The following is a 26,270-nucleotide window of genomic DNA, read 5'->3' as shown; positions in this document are numbered from 1 at the left end:
AAGGAGGAACGGTTGTATTGGATCAGTTTCATATTCAAGTGGACCTGGCCTTGGGACGGATGTTTGAAATTTATAATCTCCTGAATAAAAAACCAAAGGAATATGTGTCCGGCATGCTGCTGTATTATTCGGAAATCCATATGATTGAAGCCATAGGAAGACATCAGGACTCTAATCTGACAGAGCTTGCCGGCATATTGAACATCACGAAGGCAACCGCCTCCAAGACAATCGCCAAGCTAAGCTCAAAGGGGCTCATCTGCAAGTTCCAGCGGGAGGATAACAAGAAAGAGGTCCATTTCCGGCTGACGGAGCTTGGACAGCTTGCGTTTGAAGGCCATTACCGTTATCACGAGTCCCGAAGCTCGGATATCGACCGGGACTTCGACAGTTATTCCCCGGACGAGCAGAAGCTGATCTTGCGCTTTATTGAGCGTTACACCGAAGAATTAAGCCGCTACCTTCAAGAATGACAAGGTTGCCCTACATCATCAGATTTAAAGGAGGCATTTGCATGGCCAATCCCGGTTTAACTGCGGCGCTGCAGGAACGCTTGGTGGACATCCGCCGCAATCTGCACCAGGAGCCCGAATTATCCAATGAGGAGTTCGAAACGACGCGCAAAATTAAAGCGTGGCTGCAGGAAGCCGATATTGAAATTCTGGATTTGCCCAACCTGAAGACAGGAGTCATTGCGCAAATCGGGACCGGCAATGAACCGGTTATGGCTCTGCGGGCGGATATCGATGCGCTGCCGATCAACGAAGAGACGGACGTTCCGTTCCGGTCCAGGGTTGCGGGGAAAATGCACGCTTGCGGCCATGATTTTCATACAACCGTCGCTTTGGGGGCCGCCTATCTATTGAAGGAAAAAGAGCATGAGCTCCAAGGAACCGTACGTATCATTTTCCAGCCGGCCGAAGAGACTGGGCACGGAGCTAAGGATGTGGTGGATTCCGGTGGACTAGCAGGCGTCTCGGCGATCTTCGGCCTTCACAACTCGCCGGAGCTTGCGGTAGGGGAGCTGGGCACCTGCGCAGGCGCTATCACTGCCGGCGTTGACCGGTTCGAAATCGTCATTAACGGAATTGGCGCCCATGCGGCAACGCCTGAAAAAGGAACCGATGCGATCGTTGCCGCCTCCCAAATCATCCTGGCTCTGCAAACGATCGCCAGCCGCCGGGTCAGTGCACTCGATGCCGTCGTGGTCAGCATCACCCGAATCACAGGCGGGAACACATGGAACGTCCTTCCAGGGACAGTGGAGCTCGAAGGAACGGTAAGAACGCTTGATGTGGAGGTGCAGCAACGTATTCCAGACACGATCCGGCAGATTATTGACGGAATCGGAGCATCAGCAGGGGTGTCTGCCGAGCTGAAATGGTACCCCGGACCATTAGCTACGATCAACGACGCGTACTGGGCTAAATTCGCCAGCGATGCGGCGGAGGAATCCGGGTATGTCACCAAAGTGCTCGGACCAAGCATGGGCGGAGAGGATTTCTCCTACTATCTCCAGCACATTCCCGGCGCATTTGTGTTTGTGGGATCTAACTCACCCTATGCGCTGCATCATCCGGAGTTTAATCCGCAAGAGGACGCGCTGCTCCCCGCTGCGGAATATTACAGCCATCTGGCGGTACGCTGCCTTGACGAATTGAATAGCCGGTAAGACCCATGTATGCGGAAAACAGCATACAATCCTGCACGAAATGCAACAATTCCAGCGCTAACTTGCTCTAAACACTGAAATTTGTGCAAATAATGCAACAATGTAGCGCTGCCCATAACATTTATAGAAGAAATCCTGCAAAATGTGCAACATTGCTACTCCTTACAAGTGGCCGGTGATAGGTGGCACTAGCACATCCTTCACCCGAAGGTTTAGTTACTATAGATCCTGGACAATTTCAAAGCCTGTACCGAACACAACTAATGATCAAAATAACCCCACAAAGTGGGGCTTTAGCGTAAGTGATGACTCAGGTACTTTGCGTGGACCCCAAAACATATAAATTCGTATCTATCAAAGAAAGACGCCTGGAAAGATGCCCGGCGTCTTTCTTTTGGAATCTTAGTAAGAACACTTACTCTTCGTTAGCTCAACCTTTTGCCGCATCCGTGTTCATGCAATTAATCGCCCACAGATGGCCGTCCAAATCCACGAAGCCCCAATGATACATGAACCCATGATCTTCAGGTTCAGCGTGCAATTTCCCGCCTAAGGAGAGAGCGGTATTTACGATTTCATCGACCTTTTCCCGGCTTTCAAATTCCAAAGCAATTGTCAGCTGCGCATACTTGCCCGTATCGACGGATTGCTTCTCCGTGAGTGTATTGAAGAAGACTTGATCGATCAGCATGACCTGCAGGTTGTCGCCGATCAAGAGGGCTACCGAAGTCTCGTTATCAGGATATTGCGAGTTGAGCTCAAATCCGAGTCCGGTGAAGAACGCTTTCGATTGTGCTACGTTTTTAACAGGCAGGTTGAGGCTCGTGAATGCGGACGTTAATGCCATGTTCCATACACCTCTTCGTCATATATTTGCCAATGGTTCTTATGATTATATCACATCAAACATATTTGTTATCATCGATGAAAATGAGGATAATATAATAGAGTGATCAACGAGAGGACTGCGTTTATCTCGATTGTTCTATTTTTGAAACAGGAAAGGATGATAAAGGAATGTCCATGTCTCGACCAAAACGCGGAATTAAAGCGATAGAGCTGCGAATGGGCTCTTTTATTGTATATCCGACATTGTTGTGGGATGAACGCCATCTTGTACTTGTGGATACTGGCATTCCCGGGCAATTGGATAAGATTCGTGTGTTACTTGAAAGGGAAGGCTTTGGACTAGATGAGCTGACGCATGTCATCATTACGCATCAAGACAGCGATCACATTGGCAGCCTGCCGGAGCTCATTCGGGAAAGGGGAAACGAGTTGACGGTGCTCGCACATGAGGAGGCTGTACCCTATTTGACGGGAGCCATTCCGCTTATTAGAGGTACAACTTTTGCGCCGTCCGTGCACGTTCATACGGCACTGAAGGATCGGGACATTCTGCCTCTGGCCGGTGGCATTCAAGTCGTCTTTACCCCAGGACACACGCCAGATCATATGTCCCTCTATCATATCCCGACGCAAACGTTAATTGCCGGCGATGCCTTAAACTCAAAGGATGGTAAGCTCCTGTCCTGCGACAAATATTACACGTTGGATCACCCTACTGCACTGAAGTCGATTGCCAAGCTGCTAGAGCTGGATATTAAAAAAGTGATCACCTATCATGGTAACGAAGCTACACAACGAATCAAGGAATCTCTCCAGAATATAGTAAATGCAAGATGAAGCCGCCATTTTGGCGGCTTTTTCCAATGGATATTGCTATAGGTTTCATTGGAATAAGTTATTGGACAACTCATTTTTATTAAACTAGAGTGATGTTTATAGAAATGAGGGGATTGGATTGGCGAGAGAAAGGGCTCAATTACGTATAGGGGAAATCGTTTTTGGCGGGGAAAAATATCTGATGTGTGTTCCGCTGGTGAGCAAAACTATGGACCGTCTGGTAGAGGATGCAACGGCTGCAATGAAATTCGCACCTGATCTATTCGAGTGGCGGGCGGACCATTTCGAAGCTTATCCTGAGCCTGAAGCCATCCTTGCGGGTCTCCAAGCATTACGGACAGCTATTGGGAATATTCCTATTCTGTTCACTACCCGTCACTTCCTTGAGGATGGTGCGAGCGATATTTCCGATAGTCAGAAATTCGGGCTGATCGATCACATCAGCAATACAGGAATGGTGGAGCTTATAGATATTGAACAGCGTTACGGACCAGAATGCTTACTGGCGTGGAGCCGGAAGCTGCATAGCCGCGGCATCAGGTTGATCATATCCCATCATAATTTCAAACGAAAAATGAATCGCACTGAAATTCTGAAGGTGCTGCAAGCTGGACAGGACTGGGGCGCAGATATTAATAAAATGATCGTCAAAGCAAGCAGCTTCAGTGAACTGGCCGATTTCAGCGATGTGATCCATGAGGCCAGGAACAGCTTCCTGAAGATTCCTGTGATTGCCGGTGTCGTAGGCAAGGCTAGTCCGCTTATGCGCGTTTTAGGTGACTACCTCGGCTCTGATATGACCTTTGTGGCGGCTGGAGATAGCCGTTCCCATACATCACAGATCCATATTAATGAAATGAGACGGTTTCGTGACCGTATTCATTTAAGCCAGTAATGCAGTTTCCTTAGTGATAAATGTCTTGAATTGCTCAGCAGCAGGACTGAGAGGCCTGCTTTTGGAATGGGCCAGATAGTGGTAGAAGTTGCTCGACTCATTGGTCAACCGGATTTTCTTAACATTGTACTGGTTAATATGCTCTGCCTCAGGTGAAAGCGCAATTCCGAAGTTATTGGCTACCAGCGAGGCGGTAAAAGTTACACTTTCGGCTTCAAGCGCGACCGGAGGCAGAGCACCGATTTCGGCAAACATTTTCTCAAAAATCGTCCACATCCCTGTGATTTGTGCCGGATAGATGAATTTATAAGAGAGGGCTTCTGCGATATCAATCTGATCGTAGGCTGCCAACGGGTGGGACTCTGGCACAATTAAGCTGACCTTTTGCTTGAAGATGGGAACATATTCAAAATCATCCTGTTTGCTTTTGCTTGAACAAACGATTAGATGACACAGATTGTTTCTTAAGGCTTCGAAGGATTCGGGTGTATGCCGCTCATAAATGGAAATCCGTATGTTCTGATGGCTGGGCTGATTAAGAAACCCGGTTACATATTTAGAGAACTCGGATCTCGGATGCGAGTGGACCGAAGAAATTACAATCGTTTCAAGCGGGTCTTTCGGCTGCAGCTCGATGGCCGCAGTATCAATTAATTCGAACGCCTGCTGAATTTTATTGTGAAAAGCCCGACCAGACTGCGTTAAAAACACATTTCGGCCGCGTTTTTCAAACAAGGAAATGCCCAAATCTTTTTCTAGCCGCTTGATGCTTTGGCTTAGACTGGGTTGTTCAATGTGCAGCTGCTGCGCGGCTTTTCCAAAATGCTCTGTCTCGCCCAAAATTTTAAAATAATATAAGGAATTATAATTCATGAGGCTCTTCCACCTTTGATGTAGGTTGCAATATGCTGAAGTTGAGAGGCTGGAAATGGTTGATTTGATACTACAGTAAATAGGTCGGAATATCAAGGGATTATCGCAGCTGAATGAATTTTCCATAGATTAATCCTATAGATTATTAGACAAATAGTATGAGTCAAAACGCTATTCTTCCACTATACTGAGAGCAAGTGATAAAGAAGCAAGCTATCTGGCGACTTAATTCCTAGTAATCCCATTACATTAAGAGGAGGAAGCCCATGCTGAAGATTGTGGCCAAGAGAACGCTCATCGAAGGTAGTTTGGAGAAGTACACGGCTGTAGTTCAGGAGCTGGCGGATCAGTCAAGGCAAGAACCCGGCTGTGTGGAGTATGCGCTATATGTGAACCGCGAGCAGAATGTAGCGGCAATCATCGAAACATGGGAGAATCAAGAATACTTGGATGCCCACCTGAAGTTAGTTGAAGCTGGCGGATACCGGGACAGGTTGAACGCCTATGCTGAGCCAGGCCAGCCTGTGCAGGTGGAGAAATACGAGTTCGTGTATTGAAATCAAACACATCATAGATAATGGAGCCAAAAATTATGGGACTTAAATTGGGAGCAATACCATCGGATATCTGCGGCCCGGACGGGGATTTCGAACATGCTCTGGCTGTGATGCAGCAGGACGGTCTGAAATATGCGGATATTGAGTGGGTGTGGGGAAAGCGTGTGGGCACACACACCGAGGAAGAGCATCAGAGAATCAAAGCCTTGCTGAACAAATACGATATTCAGGCCGCTGTGGTCGGCGGGTTTGCCTTCAGGGATCAATCGGCACAGCATATTGAGCTTGGCGATGCCATTTATGAGGCGAATATCGAAGAGATTAAGGCACAGATTGAACTTGCTAAATATCTGGATTGCAGTAAAATCCGTTGTTTGACCTTTTCCAGACAAATGGCGATTTGGGGATATCATGGTGCTGATGTGCGAAATGCCTACCATAACCGGACCTGGCCCAAGATGCTGCGTTTATTTGAAGAGCCCGTACGGCTGGCAGAGGAACATGGAATTGATCTGTTGATTGAGACAGGAGTAAATACACTGCTGACCTCAGCTTATCTTACCCGAAAATTTGTCGAAGACATGGGCAGCAGCCGTTTCAAAATACTGTGGGACCCGGCTAACACTCTTTTTCATAGTGAGACGCCTTTTCCTGATGCCTATGAAGAGCTGAAGGATCATATCGGCCACATTCATATCAAGGATGGTACTGTGGATATCCGAAAGAGTATAATAACCTCTACCAATGTAGGGGAAGGCGCGATGGTGCCTTATATGGAAGCTATTGCGCAGGCTCTGACCAAGGATAACTATTCCGGTGTGGTCTCCCTGGAGAACTTCTTTGTGCCGGATGGGGGGACGCTGGAAGAAGGTTACCGCCAGTCGGTCATCGGGTTCAAGAGGCTATTCGGGGGAGAGCAGCGATGAAGACAGCCGTTATTACCATGAAGCACCGGGTGGAGATCCTGGATGCTCCTGTACCTTCATTACAAGATCACGAGGTCCTGGTTAAAGTTGAATATGCAGGAATTTGCGGCTCGGATATTCATTTATTCCATGATGAGCATCCCTTTCGCAAACCGCCGATGATTCCGGGTCATGAGATGTCCGGGGTGGTAGCAGAAGTCGGAGCTTCTGTTACCAAGTACAAGCCAGGGGACCGGGTCGTTGTCAATCATGCCATTCCCTGCGGGAAATGCCGCTTTTGCCTAGCTGGCCAGATTAATATTTGCCCCGCCAAAATTGTGGCTGGCAGTGACAAGATGATGGGATTTTTTGCCGAATATATTAACGTGCCTGAGAGTACCCTCTTCAGTATTGACGATGGCATATCGCTGGAATCTGCTGCCATTGCGGAGCCGCTCTCCATTGGCTTCCATATCATGAGGCGTCTGCAGCATGCAGGCAAGGGGCCCATTGCCATCCTCGGCACCGGCACGATTGGTCTGGTGGCCCTGATCGCCGCCCGAAGCCTGGGTTACAGCGAAATCTATTGTATTGACCCGATCGATTATAATCTGGAGGTGGCCTTGAAGCTGGGAGCGACCCGGGTCATTAATCCGCTCAAGGTCAATGCGGCAAAAGAGATTCAGAACTATACCGGTTCTAGCGGAGTGTGTGCTACTATTGTTACAGCTACCGCACAAGAGATTATTACAGATGCCTGCGCTATGACCAGCTTGAACGGCACTATCATATTGCTTCCTATGACCTCCCGGATTCTGGAGGGGAACTTTTACCGGCTGGTAGCAGGAGAACAGTCGCTCATCGGCTGCAGAGGGATCATTCAGGGTGATTTCGAGAATGCGGTAAACCTGATTAACAGCGGTTTTGATTTCAGTCCGTTGATTACGCATATTCTGCCTATGGCACAATCGCAATACGGCTTTGATATGATGGTCTCCAGGCAAGAGCCGGTAATTAAAGTACTGGTGCGGCCTTAAAACCAAGTAATACCATTTGATTAGTATATATCTGCGTCAGCAAGAGGAGTGAGCACAATGGCCACATGTGAGCAAGTCATGAGTGTCTTAAATACGATCGTACCCTTTGCGTGTGTAGCCGCCAGGGATAATTCCGGACTTATTGTCGGGGAGCCTTCCTTGAATGTCGATACCGTGCTAATGGCTGTAGACCTGACGGAAGCAGTTATAGAAGAGGCTGTTAACCTGAACTGCGGCATGATCGTAACCCATCATCATATTATGGGCAAAGGGGTCAAGCGGATTACACCGGATACCTTCGAGGGCAGAGCGGTCCGCAGGTTAACCCAGAATAATATTGCATTTGTGGTCTGCCATAACAATCTGGATTTTTTAACCCATGGTACAGCAGACACGCTAATGCGGGCAGCAGGAGCCGCCGAGTCAAGAGCTCTATATGAGGGTTATGCTTTTCTCGCCACCACTCCTGCGGAAGTCAATGCAGCAAGCATACCGGTGCCAAAGGGAGAGGGCATCGATCCTGATCTGGAGGCAGGCTTTGGCAGAGTGGGTAAGCTGGCTGTCCCTTGTACACTGATTGAGCTAATTAAGCGGTTAGAAGGAACGGTTACCGGTCCGGTAAATGTTGTAGGTGCGGATGACCGTCGTATTCGGTCGGTTGCTGTACAGGTAGGGGCAGGTGAACGTTCCGATCTGGACCAGGCCAAACGCATGGGAGCCGATCTTCTGATCTCCGGTGATGTAAGACATGACAACCGCCTGTATGCAGCCGAAATCGGCATATGTCTGCTTGATTTCTGTCACTATGAGGTGGAGCTGCCCGGGATACTCAGTCTGATGAGCCGTTTGAAGCAAGGACTTGACCGGGGAGGATACGAGGTACAGGTGAAGCTATCCCAGGCGGAAGCGCCGGTCAGACATATGGTTATGCCGGATAGGATCAATATGGAATCATTTGGTTTGTAACATTAACTTACTACATCAGAATATGGGAGTGTAAACCATGAAGTTGAAGAAATTGATATCCATCGTTCTCCTGGCCACAAGCGTATCTATCGTAGCAGCCGGATGCTCGGAAACTGCGGCCCGCAAGAATGAATATCCTAACGCCAATATTAACGGCATTGTTCCCTGGGCTGCAGGAGGAGGTACGGATCTGGTCTCAAGGACTGCCGTCATCGCTGCCGAGAAAGCACTTGGTAAAAGTATTGTGATTGTCAACAAGCCCGGGGCTTCCGGCACCATAGGCCAGCAATATGTCTATGACCAGAAGGCAGACGGCTACGATCTGCTCTTTAACACTGGAGACGGTACACTGTACCCTGTGCTTGGACTATCCGATTTAACCTACAAGGAATTTACGCCGATTTACATTTTCTCCAAAATTGCCGGCGTGATTGTAGTAAGCAAGGACTCTCCCTATAATACAATCGACGATCTGTTAAATGCCGCTAAAAGCCAGCCTGACAGTATTTCATTAGGCGTTGGCGGTGTAGGCACCTTGCCTTGGGTTGCATCCATTATGCTGGACAACCTGTTTGGGGCTACATTCAAATCGGTTCCGTTCGAGGGTGATAACCCGCTGATTACAGCACTGCTGGGCAATCAGATCGATGCTACGGTGCTGTCGGCGGGATCGGCCATTCAATATATTAAGAGCGGGGATTTTAAAGGCCTGGCGGTTGTCTCCAACGATCCTGTGGAGTCCATTCCTGATGTACCGGCCCTTGGAGCAATCAAGCCTGAAGCCCAGCCGATGCTCAAGACTACGGGGCCATGGTTCGGTGTTTTTGTCAAAAAAGAAACTCCTGCGGATGTGGTACAGACACTGACGGAGGCGTTCAAGAAGGGCTATGAAGATCAGCAGTTCCAGGCTTTCGCCAAAACCAATGGCTATACTCCTCTGGGCCTGACAGGTGATAAGGCGTGGGAATATATTAATGCCTGGCAGTCGCAACAGGCCTGGTTGATCTATGATGCCGGCAAAGCCAAAGAATCACCGGAGAAGTTCGGCATTCCAAGACCTGGACAATAAGCAGCACACAAGGAAGGGTGCTTTCACCTTCCTTTTGCCAATTAACCACAAAAAAGGGGTGAGCACATGTTGTCCGATCGTATCGGTGGCGTAATCACAATGTTTTTTGGCGCATTAGCGATATCCGAGTCCGTGAGATTATATCCTGCCCGAGAGAGTACGTATGTCGGAGATCACCTCATGCCGGGAGTGATCGGTGCTGCCATGCTTCTGTTTGGCTTCATCCTGCTGATCAAAAAAGGGGAGCGCTTCAAGGTACAGTTCCCCGACAGATCCACTTTGCGCCGAATGCTAGGGGTTGCATTGACCCTATTTGCGTATTGGGGCTTGATCAGCTATTTAGGTTATACCATCAGCACATTTATCATTTCTATTGCTTTATTCAAAATCATCGGTTCCTATCCCTATGCAAAAGCAATGTTCTATTCAGCGGTTCAGACTGCAATCATTTATTTCATCTTTGTATATTGGCTCCGGTTGCCATTCCCTGCAGGTTACTTCAATTTCTAGGCAAAGGAGTCGTTCACAATGGAAGCACTGAATATGCTGATGTCCGGCTTCGGAGCAGCGTTCACACCTATGAATCTTTTAATGGCATTGTGGGGGGCGTTGATTGGGACTTTGGTAGGTTTGCTGCCTGGACTTGGCCCCACGTCTACCATTGCCATTCTGCTCCCGTTCTCGATGTCGTTGGGGCCTACCGAAGGCATTATTATGCTCGCAGGCATCTATTACGGGGCCATGTATGGGGGCTCGACTACGGCCATACTCCTGAACATTCCGGGAGAGGTGTCTTCCATTCCCACCAGCCTGGATGGCTATCCGCTGGCTAAGCAGGGAAGAGGCGGAGCGGCACTTGGGATATCCGCTATCGGTTCATTCATTGCCGGTACAATTGGGGTATTTGGGCTTGTATTCTTCGCACCGCTTCTGGCCGATCAGGCCTTAAAGTTTGGTCCTCCCGAATATTTTGCATTAATGCTGCTTGCGCTGACGGTTATCGTTAATCTGGCAGGCAACTCTCTAATTAAGGGATTAATTATGGGGTTGTTTGGTTATTGGCTCTCCATGGGAGGAATGGGGTTCACAGGAGGGCAGATCCGTTTTGCCTTCGGAATCGAACCCTTGAGAGGCGGAATTGAATTAATCAGTGTAATTACCGGCCTGTTCGCCATTACCGAGGTGTTCAAAGGACTGGAAGAAAAGACAAAGACCATCGCCATTAAAAATATCGGCAACGTCTATCCCAAGTGGGCGGAGATCAGGCAAACCCTGAATTCCATGTTCAGAGGCGGGCTGGTCGGCTTCTTTATGGGTCTTTTGCCGGGATGCAATGCAGGAGTTACGACCTTCATGGCCTACGATCTGGAGAAGAAAGTGTCCAAGACACCCGAGAAGTTCGGCCACGGAATGATGGAGGGTGTAGCCTCTCCTGAAGCTGCCAATAATGCCACCAGCTCCTCCGGATTTATTCCGCTGTTCGCGCTGGGGATTCCGGGCTCTCCTCCGCTGGCGATCCTGCTGGCCGGACTCATGATTAACGGGCTGACACCGGGACCGATGCTGTTTAAGGATCATGGCCCCTTTGTCTGGACCGTCATTGCCAGTATGTTCATCGGGAATGTGATGCTGCTGGTACTCAATCTTCCTTTGGTTGGACTATGGGCCAAATTAACTTTAATTCCTTACGGAATTATGGCCCCTGTGATCTTGATTTTAAGTCTGATTGGCGCATATTCCATTAACAACAGCATGTTTGATGTATTTACCGCCCTTGTTTTCGGAGTAATCAGTTACTTTCTACATAAATACCGCTGGCCAGTGACCCCGTTGCTGTTGTGCTTCGTGCTGGGACCGATGTTCGAGAAATCATTCATTCAATCCATGGCTATGTCTTCAGGCAGCTTTGCGATCTTCTTGCAGCGTCCCATCTCCTTGACGATTATTATTCTTGCCTTGCTGCTGTTTATCTTCTCTCTATTCATCATTCGCCGCACCAAACGTCAGGTGAAGGCAGCGGTTGGCGAGAATCTGGAGCTTGCAGATTAAAGCTGAAGAGATAGGAGGTCTTAATGGATTGATTTCCCCACAAAAAAGCAAGAGAATTGGCTGATGTTGATTTACATCACACAGGCCAATGATCCTCAGGATCATTGGCCTGTAATTCTGTTTTAGTAGACGCCCACCGCATTGTAAGCTTTGGTTACAGCGGTTACTTGAGCCGAGCCTGCTCCAAACAATTCAGTGGCCGATTGAATGATAGCTGTACGTGCAGCAGAGAAGTTGGATGAGGTTGTAAGGTAATATACAAGTGCATTGTAATAGATTTGAACGGCATCCTCACGGCCAATACCTGTGACCGTTACACCGTTAAACGTGCCGCCTTGAGCAGCCAGATAGAAAGCTTTGTTATTGATGCCGCTGTTCGTATGCACGCCGCCTTCGTCAGCGGTGCCGGTGTAACGGTCGCTGTATTTGTCAGGCTGGCCGTACAATGGCGGATTAGCCAGTGAGCGCAGTGCGTCCCCCGCAATGCCCGGAGTATATATTTTATCACCGATCAGCCAGTTCGCACCTTCAATTGAATTGCCGATGATGTCGGAGAAGGACTCATTAAGTGCCCCTGGTTCCCCGTAGTACTCAAGATTGGAGGTCTTCTCAGTCACACCATGCGTCAGCTCGTGGCCTACCACGTCCAAATCACCGGACAGCAGTGTAAAGGTAGATCCATCCCCATCACCGAAAACAATCTGTGCACCATTCCAAAATGCGTTGTTATAGGAAGTATAGTAATGAACGGTTGAACGGATCTGCAGTCCGTTGTTGTCCAGGCTGTTGCGGCCGAAATGCTGGAGATAATAATCATAGGTTCTCTCAGCATAGGTGTGGGCATCAACCGCTGCTTTGTCTGTCCAGACATTGTTAGTGCTGGTTAAGAGCGTCCCCGGAAGTGAGGTCTTGTTCTTGGCGGTATAGGTCACAATGCCCTTGCCGCGGGTGCTGTCATAGAGCTGGTAGGTTGAGCCTGAGAGGCGTGTCTCGAACGTCTTGGTATCTCCAAAAACTCCAGTGCCCGTACCCGTCAGATTCTCCAAGATATTATATTTGAACAGTACGCTGCCATTCTCCGCAGAAATGAAGTACCGTATCCGCAAAGGCTCGGGTTCCAGCACGTTCACTTCCGTTTTATAGGCTAATTTAGGTTCTCCGTCAACGATAAAATAATACAAATCCGCTGCAGGAGTAACCTGGGGCTCACCTAGCGGTCCATGCTCCATCCTGGCATCCTGGCTGGCTGCCAGGATGGCCTCTGCTCCGGATATGGTTTGGAGTTGAATCAGCGGCTGCGGAATGGTCTGGTACACATCTTCAACTACACTTCCCAGCAGGGAGGTAACATTGCCGTCTTTGTCGATATGCAGGGTCTGATCGGCTCCATATACCGGTATTCCCGAGATATACTGGCTTAACCGGTAATGCTGGCTGCCGGTCTTGCTGCTTATGGTTTGCTCTGTAATTTTAAATTTTGCCCGAATATCCTCCTTAGCCGAAAGATGCAGGTTCCCTTTAACACTTTCAAGATATCCCCATACTTTGTCCTCAAAAGCGGAGCCTGCTGGAGCTTTCCAGGCTTGGCCCGTAATCGAAATGGGGGAAGAGCCTGAGAAGAGCTCGGCAGGCTGATTACGCTCGTTGTTTTCAGCGGCAGCGCCCACCGAAGCAAAGGACCCAAGTGCTACAACACCTGCAAGAAGTGAAGCTACAGTCTTTTTCATAATTAATACTCCTCCGATCAAATTGGTAGGTTTTAAATCAAGCCTGTGTACTTACTCAAGCTGCGATCTGGGGTGCAAGGACTAAGGCGGCGAACAACCTTAATGTACGGAGGGAGAGTGTGGAGAGGGCAAGACCCCTTTCGTGAAATTTACAACTACATCATTATTCACAGATCCCAAAATGGATATAAATTATAAAAATGTAATTATAGTGTTTTCAGTATATTTAGGTTTTTGAATATCAACTATGATCAGAATCACAATTAATGCAATAAAATTAGTAGGCAATAATTGTGCAACATAAATTGACGAAGAAAGTTAATTGTGCTAGCATTGCTGTAACTTAAAACAAAAAGGCTATGATGAGAAATAGTAACTATTAAGGATCTCACAGAGAGAAGATGGTTGGTGCGAATCTTCATTGATCTAATAGTGAAGCAGTCTCGGAGCTGTGAACCGAACAGAGCAATCTTAGTAGGCTTCAACGGAGTTCCACCGTTATTCAGGAAACAGTATCGGAGAAATCCCGTACTGATAGAGCGCAGAGCAATCTGAAGTTAGGTGGTAACACGGACATAATCGTTCGCCCTAAGTTGACAAGAAACATGTCAGCTTAGGGCTTTTTTGTTTTATTAAGCATAAATAATATTTGATGGAGGGATTGAGCATGGTGAGAATGACACCAGATGGATTAAGACGATCATATATTGATTTTATGAAAGGAATAGGGGCCAGCCAAGTGCCCTCAGCAAGCTTGTTACCGGAGAATGATCCCTCGACGTTGTTTACAGGAAGCGGCATGCAGCCGATGGTTCCCTATTTATTGGGGGAAAAACATCCGATCGGCAATGAGATTGCTAATATTCAGAAGTGCTTGAGGACAGTGGATATTGAGGAAGTGGGAGATACGTCGCATCTGACATTTTTCGAAATGATAGGCCGGTGGGAGTTCAAAGCAAATGAGCATAACTATAAGCAAACACAAATCGATGCCATTTGGAATTGGCATATTATCGAATTAGGAATGGATCCGGGCAGGCTGTATATCAGTGCTTTCGCAGGAAGTGACGAATTGAATATACCGAAAGATACGGAAGCCATTGGGCTCTGGTCAGCAAAATTCAAATCCGTTGGGATAGATCCCATCATTGAAGAGGATCCCTGGCAATATGGGGCATCTAGAGGCGGGAAAATATTCTTATACGATGAAAAAGAAAACTGGTGGAGCCGGGCCGGAAGTCCACTCCATATGCCTGTTGGTGAACCTGGTGGACCTGATAGCGAAATGTTCTATGATCTTGAACCGGGCGTTGATCCACTGGATCATCCTGCTTCTGAAAGCGACAGATTCCTGGAAATTGGGAATAACGTATTTATGTGTTACACCAAAGAAGACACAGGATTCGTAAAAATGCAAAATCCCAATCTGGATTATGGAGGCGGATTAGAAAGGGTTGCAACAGCTCTCAATGGTGATAAGGATATCTATAATACGGCCTTCTTCCTTAATCCCAAGAACAAGTTGATGGAGATAAGCGGTAAATCCTATACTGACGATCTAAAGTCGTTTAGAATCATACTGGATCATGTAAGAGCAGCTACTTTCCTCATTAATGACGGTGCGGAGCCAGCTAATAGTGATGCAGGATATATAACAAGAAGGCTATTAAGAAGGGCGATTCGTGCAGGTAAAAAAATAGGGATACAAGGAAGCTTTGTGGGTCTGTTGTCTGAAGTTTATATCGATGAAGCAAGAGCTTATGAAGATTTGTTCGGCAATAAAAAGAAAGTTATCGAAATCGTAAATAAGGAAGAAAATCTTTTCTATAGAACGTTACAGCAAGGAGAAGTTGAAATCCAAAAACATCTTAAGTATAAGGGTAAAGTTACAGGTGCAGATGCCTTTTATTTTTACGAAACCTATGGGTTTCCCTTGGAGTTGACGGAAGAGTTTCTTATGGAAAGTGGATATAGCATGGAGGACAAGGCGTCTTATATAGAGGCGGCAAAAAAACATGCTGAAAAGAGCAGAACTGCTTCTGCGGGTAAATTTAAAGGTGGCTTAGCTGAACACTCAGCAGAAACAACCGCGCTGCACACGGTATCTCATTTGCTACTTGCGGGGTTAAGGGAAGTTCTAGGGGATCATGTTCACCAGCAAGGAAGTAATATTACTTCCGAACGGTTACGGTTTGACTTCAACCATGATGAGAAACTTACGCCAGAGCAAATAGCTGAGGTGGAGAAGTATGTGAATGATGCTATTTCATCCAAAGCAGTTACCTCTATTTCAGAGCTGCCTAAGCTTCAAGCGAAAGAAAGTAATGTGGAAGGGAACTTTTGGGATAAGTATCCGGATATCGTTAAGGTGTATACCATCCAAGATCACGAAGGGAAAGTATGGAGCCGGGAAGTATGTGGAGGACCTCATGTAGCAGATACAACAAACATAGGGACGTTCAGGATTACAAAAGAACAATCTTCTGCTGCTGGAGTCAGAAGGATTAAAGGAGTCATTGTCAGTAGACAATAACATAGTCCCAAACCTGCACAAGTTGCAGGTTTTTTTCGGTTGAGAGGAGGGAATGGCAATTTAAGAGCCAACAAATTAATTGACCATAGGATGGAAAAGACTTATTATTGTAATAAAATGGTCTGTAAGGAGTGAATTAGGAGTTGTTGGAACTTGATGGTATGGATGCCGACTCGTTAATAGCTATGCTAAAAGCTTCATTCACCTTAGACAATTTGACGAAGAGTCATTGGAAGAAATTGAATATTATAAAAATACCGCTAGAGCCAACGCTTTCGTTCTTGACTTACTTGAGGGAAAAGAGGAAGTATTGCCTGAATACGTGAAATTTCTAAAGATGGGTGCTAGGGAAGAGTTGACCGCTGGTTTGCTAAATATCTTGGACTCCGCATTAAGATACAACTATCCGGTGGACTGGGCATTGGAAGAACTGCAAAGTGATGTCGAGAAAATTGATGATACATCACCAGCTGTATACGTTAGGTACTACATAGAATATATTCATCTATTATCAATTTATTGTTTTAAACGGGGAAAGTCAGCTATTGCAATAAACCTAACTCTGGAAAATATCATATTAAGTGGTAAACTATTCGATAGAGCAGGCTTTAGAAAATCTATTGCTTTTTATGAGCTTGTTAGAGCTAAGGCCAATATTTCACAGTTACAAGAGTCTCATGCAATCATGCGAAATATTTTAGAAGGGGAGTTCAATGATGAAAATTATGAAAAAGAAGCTTTTGTTATTGACAACCGTATTGCTGATTAGCTCATTAACCATTTTGACTGCCGCAAGCGCTGAAGATGTCAGTGCATTACAGACCACAACAGTGACAACCAATAGCCACGGCATGGGCCACTGATTTGTCTGAGATGTATTAATTTCAATCTTTATTAAGGGAAGACTCTGTCGTCAAGATAGAGTCTTTTTAATTTGGTTCCCATGGTCTACAGCCAGTAACTTTTCAAAAGAAATCCTGCAAAATGGGCAACAATACTATGTTCATTGCAGAGAAACCCAGATCTTTTAAAGACTCTGGGTTTCTTTTGTATCAAACCGGTCTCTAATATACGGGTATACTTGTCTGGTTTTCGTTTCATTTCGTCCTGGCTGCATGAGAGATCTCCCTCTACTGCCTAAGGGTGGTCAGCATACTCTGAATATGGCTCTCCATAAGCTGCCGGGCGGTTCCGCTTTGCCGCTCCTCGATGGCAATGGCGATCAGCACATGATAATTGGAAGCTTTGGTCCGCATATTGGGCAGCGTATTGGTCTGCTTGCGTCCTTCGGCCAATAGTGGAAGAATCGATTGGAGCATTCGTGCCACCACCGGATTGGCTGCCCCTTCGGCGATTAATTGATGGAAGGCGAGGTCTGTCTCGAAGAAGGAGCCGCCTTCCTCCATTTGCTGCACCATACGATCCGCCAGCACCCGCAGCCGGCGGATCTGAACCTCATCGGCCCGCTTCGCGGCTAGAGCGGCAAGCTCAGGCTCAATGAGCAGTCTGGCTTCCAACAGATCCACGATCGAAATGTTGTCTAATTCCTCTAAAGCGACCGCCGGATCATCCAGCAGCAGCGGATCGTTCCGTACATACATCCCGCGCCCGTGTTCAATGCTGACATTCCCCTGACTCTCTAATATCCGCAGCGCCTCACGTACTGTTGTGACACTAACCGAGAAATCAACGGCCAGCTGCTGGAGAGTAGGGAGCCGGTCTCCCGGAGCCCAATCCCCATCGAGAATTTTCTGCTTCATAAGCTCTATTGTAGATTGAAACGCAGTTTGTTTATTCTGTTTCATAGTTAGCCGTCCCTTTAACCTGGAATACATTCATTCTAGCATAAGAGCTTCGTGACAATAAACAGATAGATCTGAGTATTGATTTAGTATTGACTAGCGAAGAGCAAGATAATATGATCTTATCGTAAAGATCATATCTATATTAAATAATTAACGATAAAGATACGATCTTTAAAGAGAGACCCGATTAGTGAACAAGCAGAAGGAGGAGGGGCAATGGAGGTCGTAACCTTTGGGGAAACCATGGTGCTTCTGGCACCGGACCGGATGGTTCCCCTTGAGTATGTGAACGGTTTTCACAAGCATGTTGCCGGAGCTGAGACTAATGTGGCCATTGGGCTCGCCCGGATGGGGCATACCGCAGGCTGGTTCAGCAAGCTCGGAAATGATCCGTTTGGCCGGTATATCAGGCAGTTCGTAAGAGGACATGGCGTTGATGTTTCCGAAGTCAGGGTTACCGCGGAAGCGCCGACGGGAGTATTCTTCAAAGAACAAATCTCCCCGGACCAAATACAGGTGTACTACTATCGCAAACAATCGGCGGCCAGCCTCATGCAAGAAGATGAGCTTAGTGAGGCATATGTTGGAGGGGCCCGAATCCTGCATGTTACTGGCATTACGCCAGCTCTTAGCCCGGAATGCAGGCAATTAACCTTTCGGGCCCTCGAAGCGGCCAAAAAACACGGTACGGCCATTGTGTTCGATCCCAATATCCGCTGGAAGCTGTGGAGCCGAGAAGAAGCTTATCGTGTTCTTAACGAAATCGCGGCTCTTGCCGACTACGTGCTGCCCGGCATGGAGGAGGGGCAGTTTCTGACAGAATGTAATGAGCCTGCAGAGATCGTAGAGCGATTGCTGAAATCCGGTGCAGGTGCTGCCGTAATCAAGCTTGGCGCGGACGGTGCCTATTACAGTAACGGACGAATCTCTGGAACTGAGCCAGGGTTTCCCGTGAAGAGACTCATTGATCCGATGGGTGCCGGAGACGGTTTTGCCGCAGGCTTTATAAGCGGTTTGCTCCAGGGAGAGGACCTGCCTTCTGCCGTGCGGCGCGGCAACGCTGTGGGTTCCATGGTTGTCGGGGTAAGCGGCGATGTGGAAGGTCTCCCGGCCCGGCAGGATGTGGATCTTCTCTTGGCCGGGGGAGCCGGCATGGAAGATATTATCCGGTAAGTGAGTGCATTTCCAAGAAGGAGGAAGGACATGGACAAAGCAATGCAGATTGAGCGGCTGATGACTTCCGGACTGGTCGCTGTTATTCGTAGACCACCGCCTGAACGGGTGGATCACATTGCCTCAGCACTGGCAGACGGCGGGGTCGGAGCGCTGGAGATTACGACCGATACTGCGGAAGTATACAAGCTGATTGCGGACATGAAGGCGAAATATGGAGACCGTCTGCTGGTTGGAGCGGGTACCGTACTGAAGCTGACGCAGGCCGAGCAGGCGATCGCGGCGGGAGCCGATTTTATTTTCTCCCCAAATTTGAATGAGGCGATTGTAGAACTGACCTTACAGCACGGGCGAATCTCGATTCCAGGTGTAATGACACCGACCGAAGCGGTCAGAGGGCACGACGCTGGTGCAGACCTGCTTAAGGTATTCCCGGGAGGTTCACTGGGTGCCTCCTACATTAAGGAACTGCAGGGGCCCCTTGGCCACATCCGCATGATGCCGACAGGAGGCGTGACACTCCAGAATGTCGGAGCCTTCATTGCCGCCGGAGCCGTTGCCGTTGGTCTTGGAAGCGCTCTCGTCGATCGGGAAGCGGTGGAGCAGGGCGACTATGGGAGAATCACAGAGACGGCCCGCCAATTCGCCAAGGAAGTCCGCAAGGCCAGAATGAACAACAACAAAGGAGCAAAAAAACCATGAAAATAACCGGATTCGAGACCTTTATCGTTCCTCCCCGCTGGCTGTTTCTGAAGATTGAAACCGATGAAGGTATATCCGGCTGGGGGGAGCCGGTGGTCGAAGGCAAGGCGCATACGGTGCAGGCCGCAGTGGAAGAGCTGATGGATTATTTGATTGGGCAGGACCCCCAGCGGATTGAAGATCTATGGCAGCTCATGTACAGGGGAGGCTTCTATCGTGGCGGGGCTATTCTGATGAGTGCGTTAGCCGGGATCGATCAGGCCTTATGGGATATTAAAGGGAAAATCTACAATGCGCCTGTGTATCAGCTGCTGGGCGGCGCTTGCCGTAATTCCATGCGGGTGTACTCCTGGGTAGGCGGAGACCGCCCCATCGATGTTGTTAAGGCGGCACTGGAGAAGAAGGCCGCCGGGTTCACGGCGATTAAGATGAATGCCTCGGAAGAAATGCAGTTCATTGATACACATGACAAGATCTATGCTATCGTCGAGCGGGTCGCCGCCATTAGGGAGGCCTGCGGACCGGAGTTCGGGATTGCTGTTGATTTTCACGGACGGCTGCACAAGCCGATGGCACGGGGACTGGCCAGAGAGCTGGACCCCTACCGTCTGATGTTCATAGAAGAGCCAGTGCTGCCGGAGAACAACGAAGTACTGCGGGAGATCGCACATCATACCAGCACTCCGATCGCCACGGGTGAACGTATGTACTCACGCTGGGAATTCAAAAATCTGCTGAAGGATGGGGTGGTTGACATTATTCAGCCCGACTTGTCCCATGCAGGAGGGATCACGGAATGCAAGAAAATATTTGCCATGGCCGAGGCGTTCGATGTCGCAGTCGCGCCGCATTGCCCGCTTGGACCGATCGCTCTGGCCGCCTGTCTTCAGGTGGATGCAACCTCTTACAATGCGGTCATTCAAGAACAAAGCCTGGGCATCCACTATAATCAAGGCAATGACCTGCTGGATTATATCACCGATCCGTCCGTCTTTGCCTACAGTGACGGGCATGTCCAGATTCCTTCCGGACCGGGACTTGGCATTACCGTGAACGAGGAGTATGTGCGGAAGATGGCGGAGGACGGCCACCGCTGGAGAAACCCGGTATGGCGGCACCGCGACGGCAGCATTGCGGAGTGGTAAGCTTAAGTAAATATAGTCCTATTGAAGCCGCTATTATAGCGGTTTTTTTATTTTAGATGTTGTCAGAAAACCTGCCATGGGAGTAATATGAAATACAGAAGATTAACAGGTATAATTCATACTTAACATTAACGTAGGAGTGGTTGCAGTGAAGATTCTTGTAGATGATTTGAGCGGGGCACAAGTGATTGGATTAATTGCAGAACATCTGCAAGGAATGGCAGAGGACTCTCCGCCAGAGAGCATTCATGCCCTTAATCTGGACGGGTTGAAGCAGCCTGAAATCACCTTCTGGTGCGCCTGGGAGGATGAAGAGCTTCTGGGCTGCGGGGCGATAAAGGAATTGGACACAGAGCATGCAGAACTCAAATCGATGCGGACTGCCAAGAAGCATTTGCGCAAAGGTGTAGCCAGAAATATTCTTGCTCGTATTATTGAAGTAGCCATAAGCCGCGGATATAAACGGATCAGCCTGGAGACTGGCTCCATGGATTCATTCATCCCCGCCCGCAAGCTGTATGAGGATTTCGGCTTCACCTATTGTGAGCCGTTTGCAGATTATATCCCTGATCCGAATAGTAGTTTTATGACGAAGGAACTGTAGTTTAATATATCACACTACTCTGGGTTTCTTTTGTACTTCAACTACAAGCCGTAATTGCTGCAAGATCCCCGTGTAAGTATAATGTCATAAGAGAGAAGTAATGGAGGGGATCCTATGAGAGAGCTGAAAAATATTGAGGAACGTATACTGGACCGTGCATTGTACCTGATGGGAAAGAATAAAAGCTGCAATATCGCGATTCGTGCCATTGCCAAGGAAGCGGATGTAAATGTGAGTGCCATCAATTATTATTTCCGAAGTAAAGAGGAAATGCTCAATCTGGTTAAGGAATTCTACATCCAGAATATCCTTACTGTATTGTCAATCTTACGAGATGAAGCCTGCAGTCCAAAAGAGAAGCTGCTGCTGGCCGCCAATGAGATTATGGAATATTCGCTGCGTTTTCCCGGTAACCGGGTCATCTACACACATTCCTTAGAGTGTTCCGATGATGATAAAACTTCAAGACGCGTTATCGATCTGTCAGAGGAGATTGGCAGCCTGCTCAAAGGGTGTTTTCGGAAGCTCGTATCAGGAGACGATGCAAGCTTCAGGTTCAAATACTTAATTTTCACTTCATCTGTTAATTATCCCACGGAATACGAAGGGATTACGGAAACAGATGGTTTATTCCTGACTGACAAAGAAGCGCGTACAGAGTACCTTAACCTGTTGATTCATTCGTTATTTTCCGGTTAACAGACCTCATGAATAGTGACGCAAAAAATTCAAACAATTTGTTTTAAACATATTGTAACAAATCATTCTCTCAGGTATATTTGAGGTGTCAGTGATCAGGTCGAATTGATTATGTGAAATTTATTACAATGTTTCGGGCCTCTAAAAAGAATGTGAAGGAGAATGTATTATGGCTTATCCTGCTTTGTTCAGTCCTATTCAAATCAGAGGGTTAGAGTTAAAGAACCGTATTATCTTTCCGGCCATGGGAACCAAAATGCCTACTGAGGAACGCTTCGTTACCCGGCAGCTTATCGATTACCATGTAGCCAGAGCAGAAGGAGGCTGCGGTTTAAATTTCACTGAGGTATGTTCGGTATATGGGCCAGCTGCGCCTAAGAAGTTCCTCGCCATCTCTGATGATAAATATATCCCGGGTCTACAGCAGCTTACAGACGCAATCCATAATGTTGGCGGCAAGGCAGGAATTCAGCTGTGGCTGGGTGGCTTGGCCGTTGCGAGTGATCCGGAGCAGATGATTATTATTCCGAGTCCCGTGCCTGTGCCTGGTACAGAATATACCATTCCGGGAGCCGCAATCGAGACCTTGCAGGCGGCTGCCAAGTCCTTCGGAGAAGGAGCACGGCGGGCAGTCGAAGCTGGCTTTGATGCTATTGAATTTCATGCAGGCCATAACTATACCCCGCATTCCTTCCTGAGCCCCTTCTTTAACCGGAGAACCGATGAATATGGGGGTAGCCTGGAGAAAAGAGCCAGATTCCTCATTGAATGTATTACTTCTATCCGTCACAACATTCCGGCAGATATGCCGCTGTTTATGCGTATTGACGCTCATGATGATTATCTGGAGGGCGGACTGAGTATAGAGGATGTTATCGCATTCTGTAAAATGGCAAAAGCTGCTGGCGTGGATGCGCTCGACGTCTCCAGAGGAAACTTCTCTTCTGCGGCAATCAAATATGAGGTTCCTCCTATCGACCTGCCAAGAGGGTTCAATGTCGATAATGCCGCCAGAATCCGCCAGGAAACAGGGATGCTGACTGTTGCGGTAGGACGTATTAATGCCCCTGACCAGGCAGAGGACATCCTTGCGGACGGCAAAGCAGATATGGTGGTGATCGGACGTGCCCAGCTTGCTGACCCTGAATTCTGCCTGAAGGCAGAGTCCGGCAACAGCAACGATATCGTACAATGTGTCGCTTGCAATCAGGGCTGTTATGACGGATTTGTCTCAAGTGAAGTGCCGTTCATCACATGCTTAAGAAACCCGGCTTTGGGCAGAGAAGCGGAATACAAGCTGATGAGGACAGATCATCCCAAGAAGGTCGTGGTTGCCGGTGGCGGGATCGCCGGTTTGGAAGCAGCGATGGTCCTGAAACGCAGAGGACATCAGCCGATTGTATGCGAGGCGGCAGGAGCGCTGGGCGGCCAGTTTGCCCTGGCTGGGGAAGCGCCAAGAAAAGAAGAGATGAAAGCAGCCGCTATATCCCGGGGAGAACAGGTAATCAGAGAGGGGATTGAGGTCAGACTGGATAGCCCGGTTACGGCGTCGCTCCTGAAGGAACTCAAGCCGGACGAAGTGATTGTGGCCATAGGCGCAGCTCCCATGGAGCTGAGAATTCCCGGAAGCCAGTTGACCAAGGTTACGAATTCGCATGATGTACTGTCTGGAGAAGCCATGGTTACCGGAGAAGTCGTTATTGTCGGCGGGGGACTCGTTGGTCTTGAGGTTGCCGAATACCTGCATGGTAAGGCTTCTAAGATCACTGTAGTCGAAATGCTGGATAAAGTAGCTAAAGACCTAGGTGAACTACGCTCAATCTGTGTCATGGAAAGCCTGCATGAATCAGGGGTCCAGCTTATGACCAATACCAAATGCCTTGAAATTAATGAGTACGGAGTCGTCATCGAAAGCAATGGTGAAGTTTCTGCGTACCCGTGTGACTCCGTTGTTGTTGCCATTGGAGCGAAGTCACGGAACTATGAGGGGCTCCAGCATTTTTGCAATGAGCATGATATCCCTGTTCATGTGATTGGTGATGCTTTACGTGCCCGCAGAGCCTTAAACGCCGTCAGCGAAGCGCATGAAGTGGCGAGAATGATCTGACAGAACAGCAAATGAACCGAAAGTCCAGGGGCTTTACATTAGAATTAAGAGGGCGTTGTAGGATTACTACAATGCTCTTTTATTTTAACGTGTACTAGAATTCATCAGTATGAAAGGGCTGCCGAGTATATCCCTTTCCCTTTCGTACGATTCTATAATTATTGATCTATAGTACAATCAAGTAAATGTGGATGGGGGGATGAAATGAGAACGTCCAGAGTAGATGAATTGATGGTTGCGCGGGTACCTATTCTTATCTGGGTTTCTTTAGTCTACGTCGCTTCCATGATTCTGCAAAGTACCAGTGACCTGGTCTTTTTGAATACTATAATTTTCACCATAATTTATATTCTCCATGGCGTTCTTCATTGGAGCCTGTACCGGATCTCCCTCAGCCAAACTTGGGCTTATTTCATCGTACAAGGAATATTCATCTTCACTTGTGCTTTACTGATGCCCATTAGCTCACCTGCTGTACTCATTGGCTTGTTTCCTGTACTCATCGGACAAAGCATTGGGTTGTATTATCAGAAGCGGAAAATAGTGCTGGTTTGCCTATACTCTATTTTGATGTTCTTCTATGCGCTATTCTATTTAAGAAACGAATATGATCCGGTACTACTCGTTCTTTTATTCCTCTTAATGCTGATTATTGTGGGTGCATACGCCTCTTTGTTTTTTCGGCAGGTACATGCCCGGGTTCGGACCCAAGTCTTTCTGGAGGATTTAGAAAAGGCACACCAAAAGGTCGAGGAGCTAACTCTTGCTAATGAACGGCAACGTATGGCACGTGATCTGCATGACACCTTGGCTCAGGGAGTGGCGGGTCTAATCATGCAGCTTGAAGCAGTCGATGCGTATATTTCACAAGGGAAGGTCCAAAGGGCGCAAGAATTTGTTGAGATCTCCATGCGTCAGGCACGGCGGACACTAGCGGAGGCTCGTCTTGCAATTGATAATCTTCGGGTGAAATCCGCTTCCGGGATCGATTTCACAGAAGCAATTACAGATGAAATACGAAGATTTAATCAAGCAACGGGAATTGATGTTATTCACCAGATTAACATTAGCTCGCTACTGCCGGGAACAATCAAGGAACATAGTCTGCAAATCATTAGTGAAAGCTTAATGAATGTAGCAAAGCATGCTAAAGCTAATAAGGTATGGATAAGAGTTCTGGAGCAGAATAACCGGATTCAGCTTGTTATTAAGGACAATGGTGCGGGCTTTGATACCAAACTTATCGGGAAAACCACCGGACATTACGGCATACTGGGTTTATATGAGCGTGCACGTTTAATCGAAGGTGAAATCAATATTGTGAGTCTGTCCAGCGGTACCAGCATCCAAATAGAAGTTCCATTGATCTAAGGAGACGGGATATGCAGCCATACCAAATACTTATCGTAGATGATCACTTAGTGGTACGGGAAGGATTGAAAATGATTTTGGAGACCGATCCGCGCTTTAGCATTGCCGGTGAAGCGGAGAATGGTCAGATTGCTCTTCACTTAGTGGAAACACTTGTGCCCGACGTGATTTTGTTGGATTTAAATATGCCTGTGATGAGCGGACTTGATACCCTGAAGGCTATAAATGCTAAGCAATATAATATTCCTGTAATCATCTTAACAACCTATAATGAGGATGAATTAATGATCAATGCGCTGGCCCTTGGAGCAAAAGGCTATTTACTGAAAGATACAAACCGGGATGAATTATTCCGGACCATTGAATCGGCAATCCGGGGGAGTACCCTATTACAGGCTGATATCGTAACTAAAGTGTTAGCAGCCAAGGAACGGTCAAAAGTTGCCGGGGCAAAGGATACAGAGCCTGTTAATCTTACAGATAAGGAACTACTCATTTTGCAGCTTGTGGCCCGGGGGTTTAAAAGTAAAGAAATTGCCTTTGATATGGGTGTTACGGAGCGGACAATCAAGTCGCATTTGACCAATATCTACAGTAAGCTTGGAGTAGAATCACGCGCCCAGGCCGTAGTTACTGCCATAGAACAGGGCATTCTTCATATCTAGCAAGCAGGCATTATCCAGACATTCCCTTTT

25 protein-coding genes and 1 other annotated feature are annotated in these 26,270 nt (G+C 47.8%); of the genes, 21 read left to right on the top strand and 4 right to left on the bottom strand.

From position 1 onward, the window contains the following. Positions 1–17: 17 nt before the first annotated feature. Positions 18–473 (top strand): MarR family winged helix-turn-helix transcriptional regulator, encoded by a 456-nt coding sequence (locus NSS64_RS12085; protein WP_341140239.1) that lies wholly within the window; start codon positions 18–20, stop codon positions 471–473. A gap of 41 nt (positions 474–514) precedes the next feature. Beyond that, positions 515–1,672 (top strand): amidohydrolase, encoded by a 1,158-nt coding sequence (locus NSS64_RS12080; protein WP_341140238.1) that lies wholly within the window; start codon positions 515–517, stop codon positions 1,670–1,672. Positions 1,673–2,102: 430 nt separating this feature from the next. Here NSS64_RS12080 and NSS64_RS12075 read toward each other — a convergent pair whose 3' ends face one another. Then, entirely contained in the window at positions 2,103–2,519 is a 417-nt protein-coding gene (locus NSS64_RS12075; protein WP_340940588.1) for a VOC family protein, read from the bottom strand. A gap of 170 nt (positions 2,520–2,689) precedes the next feature. Here NSS64_RS12075 and NSS64_RS12070 point away from each other — a divergent pair, with 170 nt between their 5' ends. Next, entirely contained in the window at positions 2,690–3,358 is a 669-nt protein-coding gene (locus NSS64_RS12070; protein WP_341140237.1) for an MBL fold metallo-hydrolase, read from the top strand. A gap of 118 nt (positions 3,359–3,476) precedes the next feature. Next, positions 3,477–4,253: a type I 3-dehydroquinate dehydratase gene (locus NSS64_RS12065; protein ID WP_341140236.1), complete on the top strand. Its 777-nt coding sequence runs from the start codon at positions 3,477–3,479 to the stop codon at positions 4,251–4,253. Here the strand turns inward: NSS64_RS12065 and NSS64_RS12060 are convergent. Then, complete coding sequence (locus NSS64_RS12060) at positions 4,242–5,126, bottom strand: LysR family transcriptional regulator (protein WP_341140235.1); 885 nt, start codon at positions 5,124–5,126, stop codon at positions 4,242–4,244. The two genes, NSS64_RS12065 and NSS64_RS12060, sit on opposite strands and share 12 nt — an antisense overlap. 266 nt (positions 5,127–5,392) lie before the next feature. Between NSS64_RS12060 and NSS64_RS12055 the strand changes: the two genes are divergently transcribed. The 7 genes from NSS64_RS12055 to NSS64_RS12025 all read left to right on the top strand — a co-directional run bounded on the left by NSS64_RS12055 (position 5,393) and on the right by NSS64_RS12025 (position 11,709). Continuing rightward, the gene (locus NSS64_RS12055) at positions 5,393–5,683 is read left to right on the top strand and encodes a putative quinol monooxygenase (protein ID WP_341140234.1); all 291 of its coding nucleotides are present in this window, start codon (positions 5,393–5,395) and stop codon (positions 5,681–5,683) included. Between the two features lie 35 nt (positions 5,684–5,718). Beyond that, positions 5,719–6,609 (top strand): sugar phosphate isomerase/epimerase family protein, encoded by an 891-nt coding sequence (locus NSS64_RS12050; RefSeq protein ID WP_341140233.1) that lies wholly within the window; start codon positions 5,719–5,721, stop codon positions 6,607–6,609. Continuing rightward, positions 6,606–7,625: a zinc-dependent alcohol dehydrogenase gene (locus tag NSS64_RS12045; RefSeq protein WP_341140232.1), complete on the top strand. Its 1,020-nt coding sequence runs from the start codon at positions 6,606–6,608 to the stop codon at positions 7,623–7,625. Before NSS64_RS12050 ends, NSS64_RS12045 begins: the two co-directional genes overlap by 4 nt. A 57-nt stretch (positions 7,626–7,682) precedes the next feature. Further along, positions 7,683–8,591 carry a Nif3-like dinuclear metal center hexameric protein gene (locus tag NSS64_RS12040; protein ID WP_341140231.1) on the top strand — a complete coding sequence of 303 codons (909 nt, stop codon included), beginning with the start codon at positions 7,683–7,685 and terminating at the stop codon, positions 8,589–8,591. Positions 8,592–8,628: 37 nt separating this feature from the next. Next, positions 8,629–9,660, top strand: coding sequence for a tripartite tricarboxylate transporter substrate binding protein (locus NSS64_RS12035; protein WP_341140230.1), 1,032 nt, complete (start codon positions 8,629–8,631; stop codon positions 9,658–9,660). 66 nt (positions 9,661–9,726) lie between these two features. Continuing rightward, positions 9,727–10,170 (top strand): tripartite tricarboxylate transporter TctB family protein, encoded by a 444-nt coding sequence (locus NSS64_RS12030; protein WP_341140229.1) that lies wholly within the window; start codon positions 9,727–9,729, stop codon positions 10,168–10,170. A gap of 18 nt (positions 10,171–10,188) precedes the next feature. Then, complete coding sequence (locus NSS64_RS12025; protein ID WP_341140228.1) at positions 10,189–11,709, top strand: tripartite tricarboxylate transporter permease; 1,521 nt, start codon at positions 10,189–10,191, stop codon at positions 11,707–11,709. A 122-nt stretch (positions 11,710–11,831) separates the two neighbouring features. Here the strand turns inward: NSS64_RS12025 and NSS64_RS12020 are convergent, their stop codons facing one another. Beyond that, positions 11,832–13,436 carry a M4 family metallopeptidase gene (locus NSS64_RS12020; protein WP_341140227.1) on the bottom strand — a complete coding sequence of 535 codons (1,605 nt, stop codon included), beginning with the start codon at positions 13,434–13,436 and terminating at the stop codon, positions 11,832–11,834. 350 nt (positions 13,437–13,786) lie between these two features. Continuing rightward, positions 13,787–14,030: a binding site (T-box leader), on the top strand. A 73-nt stretch (positions 14,031–14,103) separates the two neighbouring features. On the opposite strand from NSS64_RS12020, the gene NSS64_RS12015 reads away from it, so the two are divergent. Both NSS64_RS12015 and NSS64_RS12010 read left to right on the top strand, forming a co-directional pair. Further along, a complete protein-coding gene (locus NSS64_RS12015) occupies positions 14,104–15,969 on the top strand; it encodes an alanine--tRNA ligase (protein WP_341140226.1) in 1,866 nt (621 codons plus the stop codon). Positions 15,970–16,198: 229 nt separating this feature from the next. Continuing rightward, positions 16,199–16,738 carry a hypothetical protein gene (locus tag NSS64_RS12010; RefSeq protein ID WP_341140225.1) on the top strand — a complete coding sequence of 180 codons (540 nt, stop codon included), beginning with the start codon at positions 16,199–16,201 and terminating at the stop codon, positions 16,736–16,738. Positions 16,739–17,099: 361 nt separating this feature from the next. Here NSS64_RS12010 and NSS64_RS12005 read toward each other — a convergent pair whose 3' ends face one another. Beyond that, positions 17,100–17,774 (bottom strand): FadR/GntR family transcriptional regulator, encoded by a 675-nt coding sequence (locus NSS64_RS12005; protein ID WP_341140224.1) that lies wholly within the window; start codon positions 17,772–17,774, stop codon positions 17,100–17,102. A gap of 216 nt (positions 17,775–17,990) precedes the next feature. Between NSS64_RS12005 and NSS64_RS12000 the strand changes: the two genes are divergently transcribed. The 8 genes from NSS64_RS12000 (at position 17,991) to NSS64_RS11965 (ending at position 26,240) form a co-directional block, all read left to right on the top strand. Further along, on the top strand, positions 17,991–18,947 hold the full coding sequence (locus NSS64_RS12000; protein ID WP_341140223.1) for a sugar kinase: 957 nt from the start codon (positions 17,991–17,993) through the stop codon (positions 18,945–18,947). A gap of 30 nt (positions 18,948–18,977) precedes the next feature. After that, entirely contained in the window at positions 18,978–19,649 is a 672-nt protein-coding gene (locus NSS64_RS11995; protein WP_341140222.1) for a bifunctional 4-hydroxy-2-oxoglutarate aldolase/2-dehydro-3-deoxy-phosphogluconate aldolase, read from the top strand. Next, positions 19,646–20,794 (top strand): galactonate dehydratase, encoded by a 1,149-nt coding sequence (gene dgoD, locus NSS64_RS11990; RefSeq protein ID WP_341140221.1) that lies wholly within the window; start codon positions 19,646–19,648, stop codon positions 20,792–20,794. The genes NSS64_RS11995 and dgoD overlap by 4 nt, the downstream gene beginning before the upstream one ends. A gap of 148 nt (positions 20,795–20,942) precedes the next feature. Then, positions 20,943–21,398, top strand: a complete 456-nt coding sequence (locus NSS64_RS11985; protein ID WP_341140220.1) for a GNAT family N-acetyltransferase — start codon at positions 20,943–20,945, stop codon at positions 21,396–21,398. 114 nt (positions 21,399–21,512) lie between these two features. Next, positions 21,513–22,097, top strand: coding sequence for a TetR/AcrR family transcriptional regulator (locus tag NSS64_RS11980; RefSeq protein ID WP_341140219.1), 585 nt, complete (start codon positions 21,513–21,515; stop codon positions 22,095–22,097). Positions 22,098–22,266: 169 nt separating this feature from the next. After that, positions 22,267–24,204: a bile acid Fe-S flavoenzyme BaiCD gene (gene baiCD, locus NSS64_RS11975; RefSeq protein WP_341140218.1), complete on the top strand. Its 1,938-nt coding sequence runs from the start codon at positions 22,267–22,269 to the stop codon at positions 24,202–24,204. Positions 24,205–24,408: 204 nt separating this feature from the next. After that, entirely contained in the window at positions 24,409–25,575 is a 1,167-nt protein-coding gene (locus NSS64_RS11970) for a sensor histidine kinase (protein WP_341140217.1), read from the top strand. Positions 25,576–25,586: 11 nt separating this feature from the next. Continuing rightward, on the top strand, positions 25,587–26,240 hold the full coding sequence (locus tag NSS64_RS11965) for a response regulator transcription factor (RefSeq protein WP_341140216.1): 654 nt from the start codon (positions 25,587–25,589) through the stop codon (positions 26,238–26,240). Positions 26,241–26,270: the final 30 nt, after the last annotated feature.

It is taken from the genome of Paenibacillus sp. FSL H8-0122 (genome assembly GCF_038005345.1).
Taxonomy (GTDB): Bacteria; Bacillota; Bacilli; order Paenibacillales; family Paenibacillaceae; genus Paenibacillus_AQ.
The sequence above is the reverse complement of the archived record's forward strand: the minus strand, read 5'-3'. Positions and strand labels throughout refer to the sequence as shown.

Coding starts and splice junctions, on each gene's coding strand:
- NSS64_RS12070 (WP_341140237.1), top strand. CDS start 2,690: ATGTCCATGTCTCGACCAAAACGCGGAATTAAAGCGATAGAGCTGCGA.
- NSS64_RS11980 (WP_341140219.1), top strand. CDS start 21,513: ATGAGAGAGCTGAAAAATATTGAGGAACGTATACTGGACCGTGCATTG.
- NSS64_RS11970 (WP_341140217.1), top strand. CDS start 24,409: ATGAGAACGTCCAGAGTAGATGAATTGATGGTTGCGCGGGTACCTATT.
- NSS64_RS12060 (WP_341140235.1), bottom strand. CDS start 5,126: ATGAATTATAATTCCTTATATTATTTTAAAATTTTGGGCGAGACAGAG.
- NSS64_RS12020 (WP_341140227.1), bottom strand. CDS start 13,436: ATGAAAAAGACTGTAGCTTCACTTCTTGCAGGTGTTGTAGCACTTGGG.
- NSS64_RS12015 (WP_341140226.1), top strand. CDS start 14,104: ATGGTGAGAATGACACCAGATGGATTAAGACGATCATATATTGATTTT.
- NSS64_RS12005 (WP_341140224.1), bottom strand. CDS start 17,774: ATGAAACAGAATAAACAAACTGCGTTTCAATCTACAATAGAGCTTATG.
- NSS64_RS12040 (WP_341140231.1), top strand. CDS start 7,683: ATGGCCACATGTGAGCAAGTCATGAGTGTCTTAAATACGATCGTACCC.
- NSS64_RS12025 (WP_341140228.1), top strand. CDS start 10,189: ATGGAAGCACTGAATATGCTGATGTCCGGCTTCGGAGCAGCGTTCACA.
- baiCD (WP_341140218.1), top strand. CDS start 22,267: ATGGCTTATCCTGCTTTGTTCAGTCCTATTCAAATCAGAGGGTTAGAG.
- dgoD (WP_341140221.1), top strand. CDS start 19,646: ATGAAAATAACCGGATTCGAGACCTTTATCGTTCCTCCCCGCTGGCTG.
- NSS64_RS11965 (WP_341140216.1), top strand. CDS start 25,587: ATGCAGCCATACCAAATACTTATCGTAGATGATCACTTAGTGGTACGG.
- NSS64_RS12075 (WP_340940588.1), bottom strand. CDS start 2,519: ATGGCATTAACGTCCGCATTCACGAGCCTCAACCTGCCTGTTAAAAAC.
- NSS64_RS12035 (WP_341140230.1), top strand. CDS start 8,629: ATGAAGTTGAAGAAATTGATATCCATCGTTCTCCTGGCCACAAGCGTA.
- NSS64_RS12030 (WP_341140229.1), top strand. CDS start 9,727: ATGTTGTCCGATCGTATCGGTGGCGTAATCACAATGTTTTTTGGCGCA.
- NSS64_RS12055 (WP_341140234.1), top strand. CDS start 5,393: ATGCTGAAGATTGTGGCCAAGAGAACGCTCATCGAAGGTAGTTTGGAG.
- NSS64_RS12000 (WP_341140223.1), top strand. CDS start 17,991: ATGGAGGTCGTAACCTTTGGGGAAACCATGGTGCTTCTGGCACCGGAC.
- NSS64_RS12045 (WP_341140232.1), top strand. CDS start 6,606: ATGAAGACAGCCGTTATTACCATGAAGCACCGGGTGGAGATCCTGGAT.
- NSS64_RS12080 (WP_341140238.1), top strand. CDS start 515: ATGGCCAATCCCGGTTTAACTGCGGCGCTGCAGGAACGCTTGGTGGAC.
- NSS64_RS11995 (WP_341140222.1), top strand. CDS start 18,978: ATGGACAAAGCAATGCAGATTGAGCGGCTGATGACTTCCGGACTGGTC.
- NSS64_RS12050 (WP_341140233.1), top strand. CDS start 5,719: ATGGGACTTAAATTGGGAGCAATACCATCGGATATCTGCGGCCCGGAC.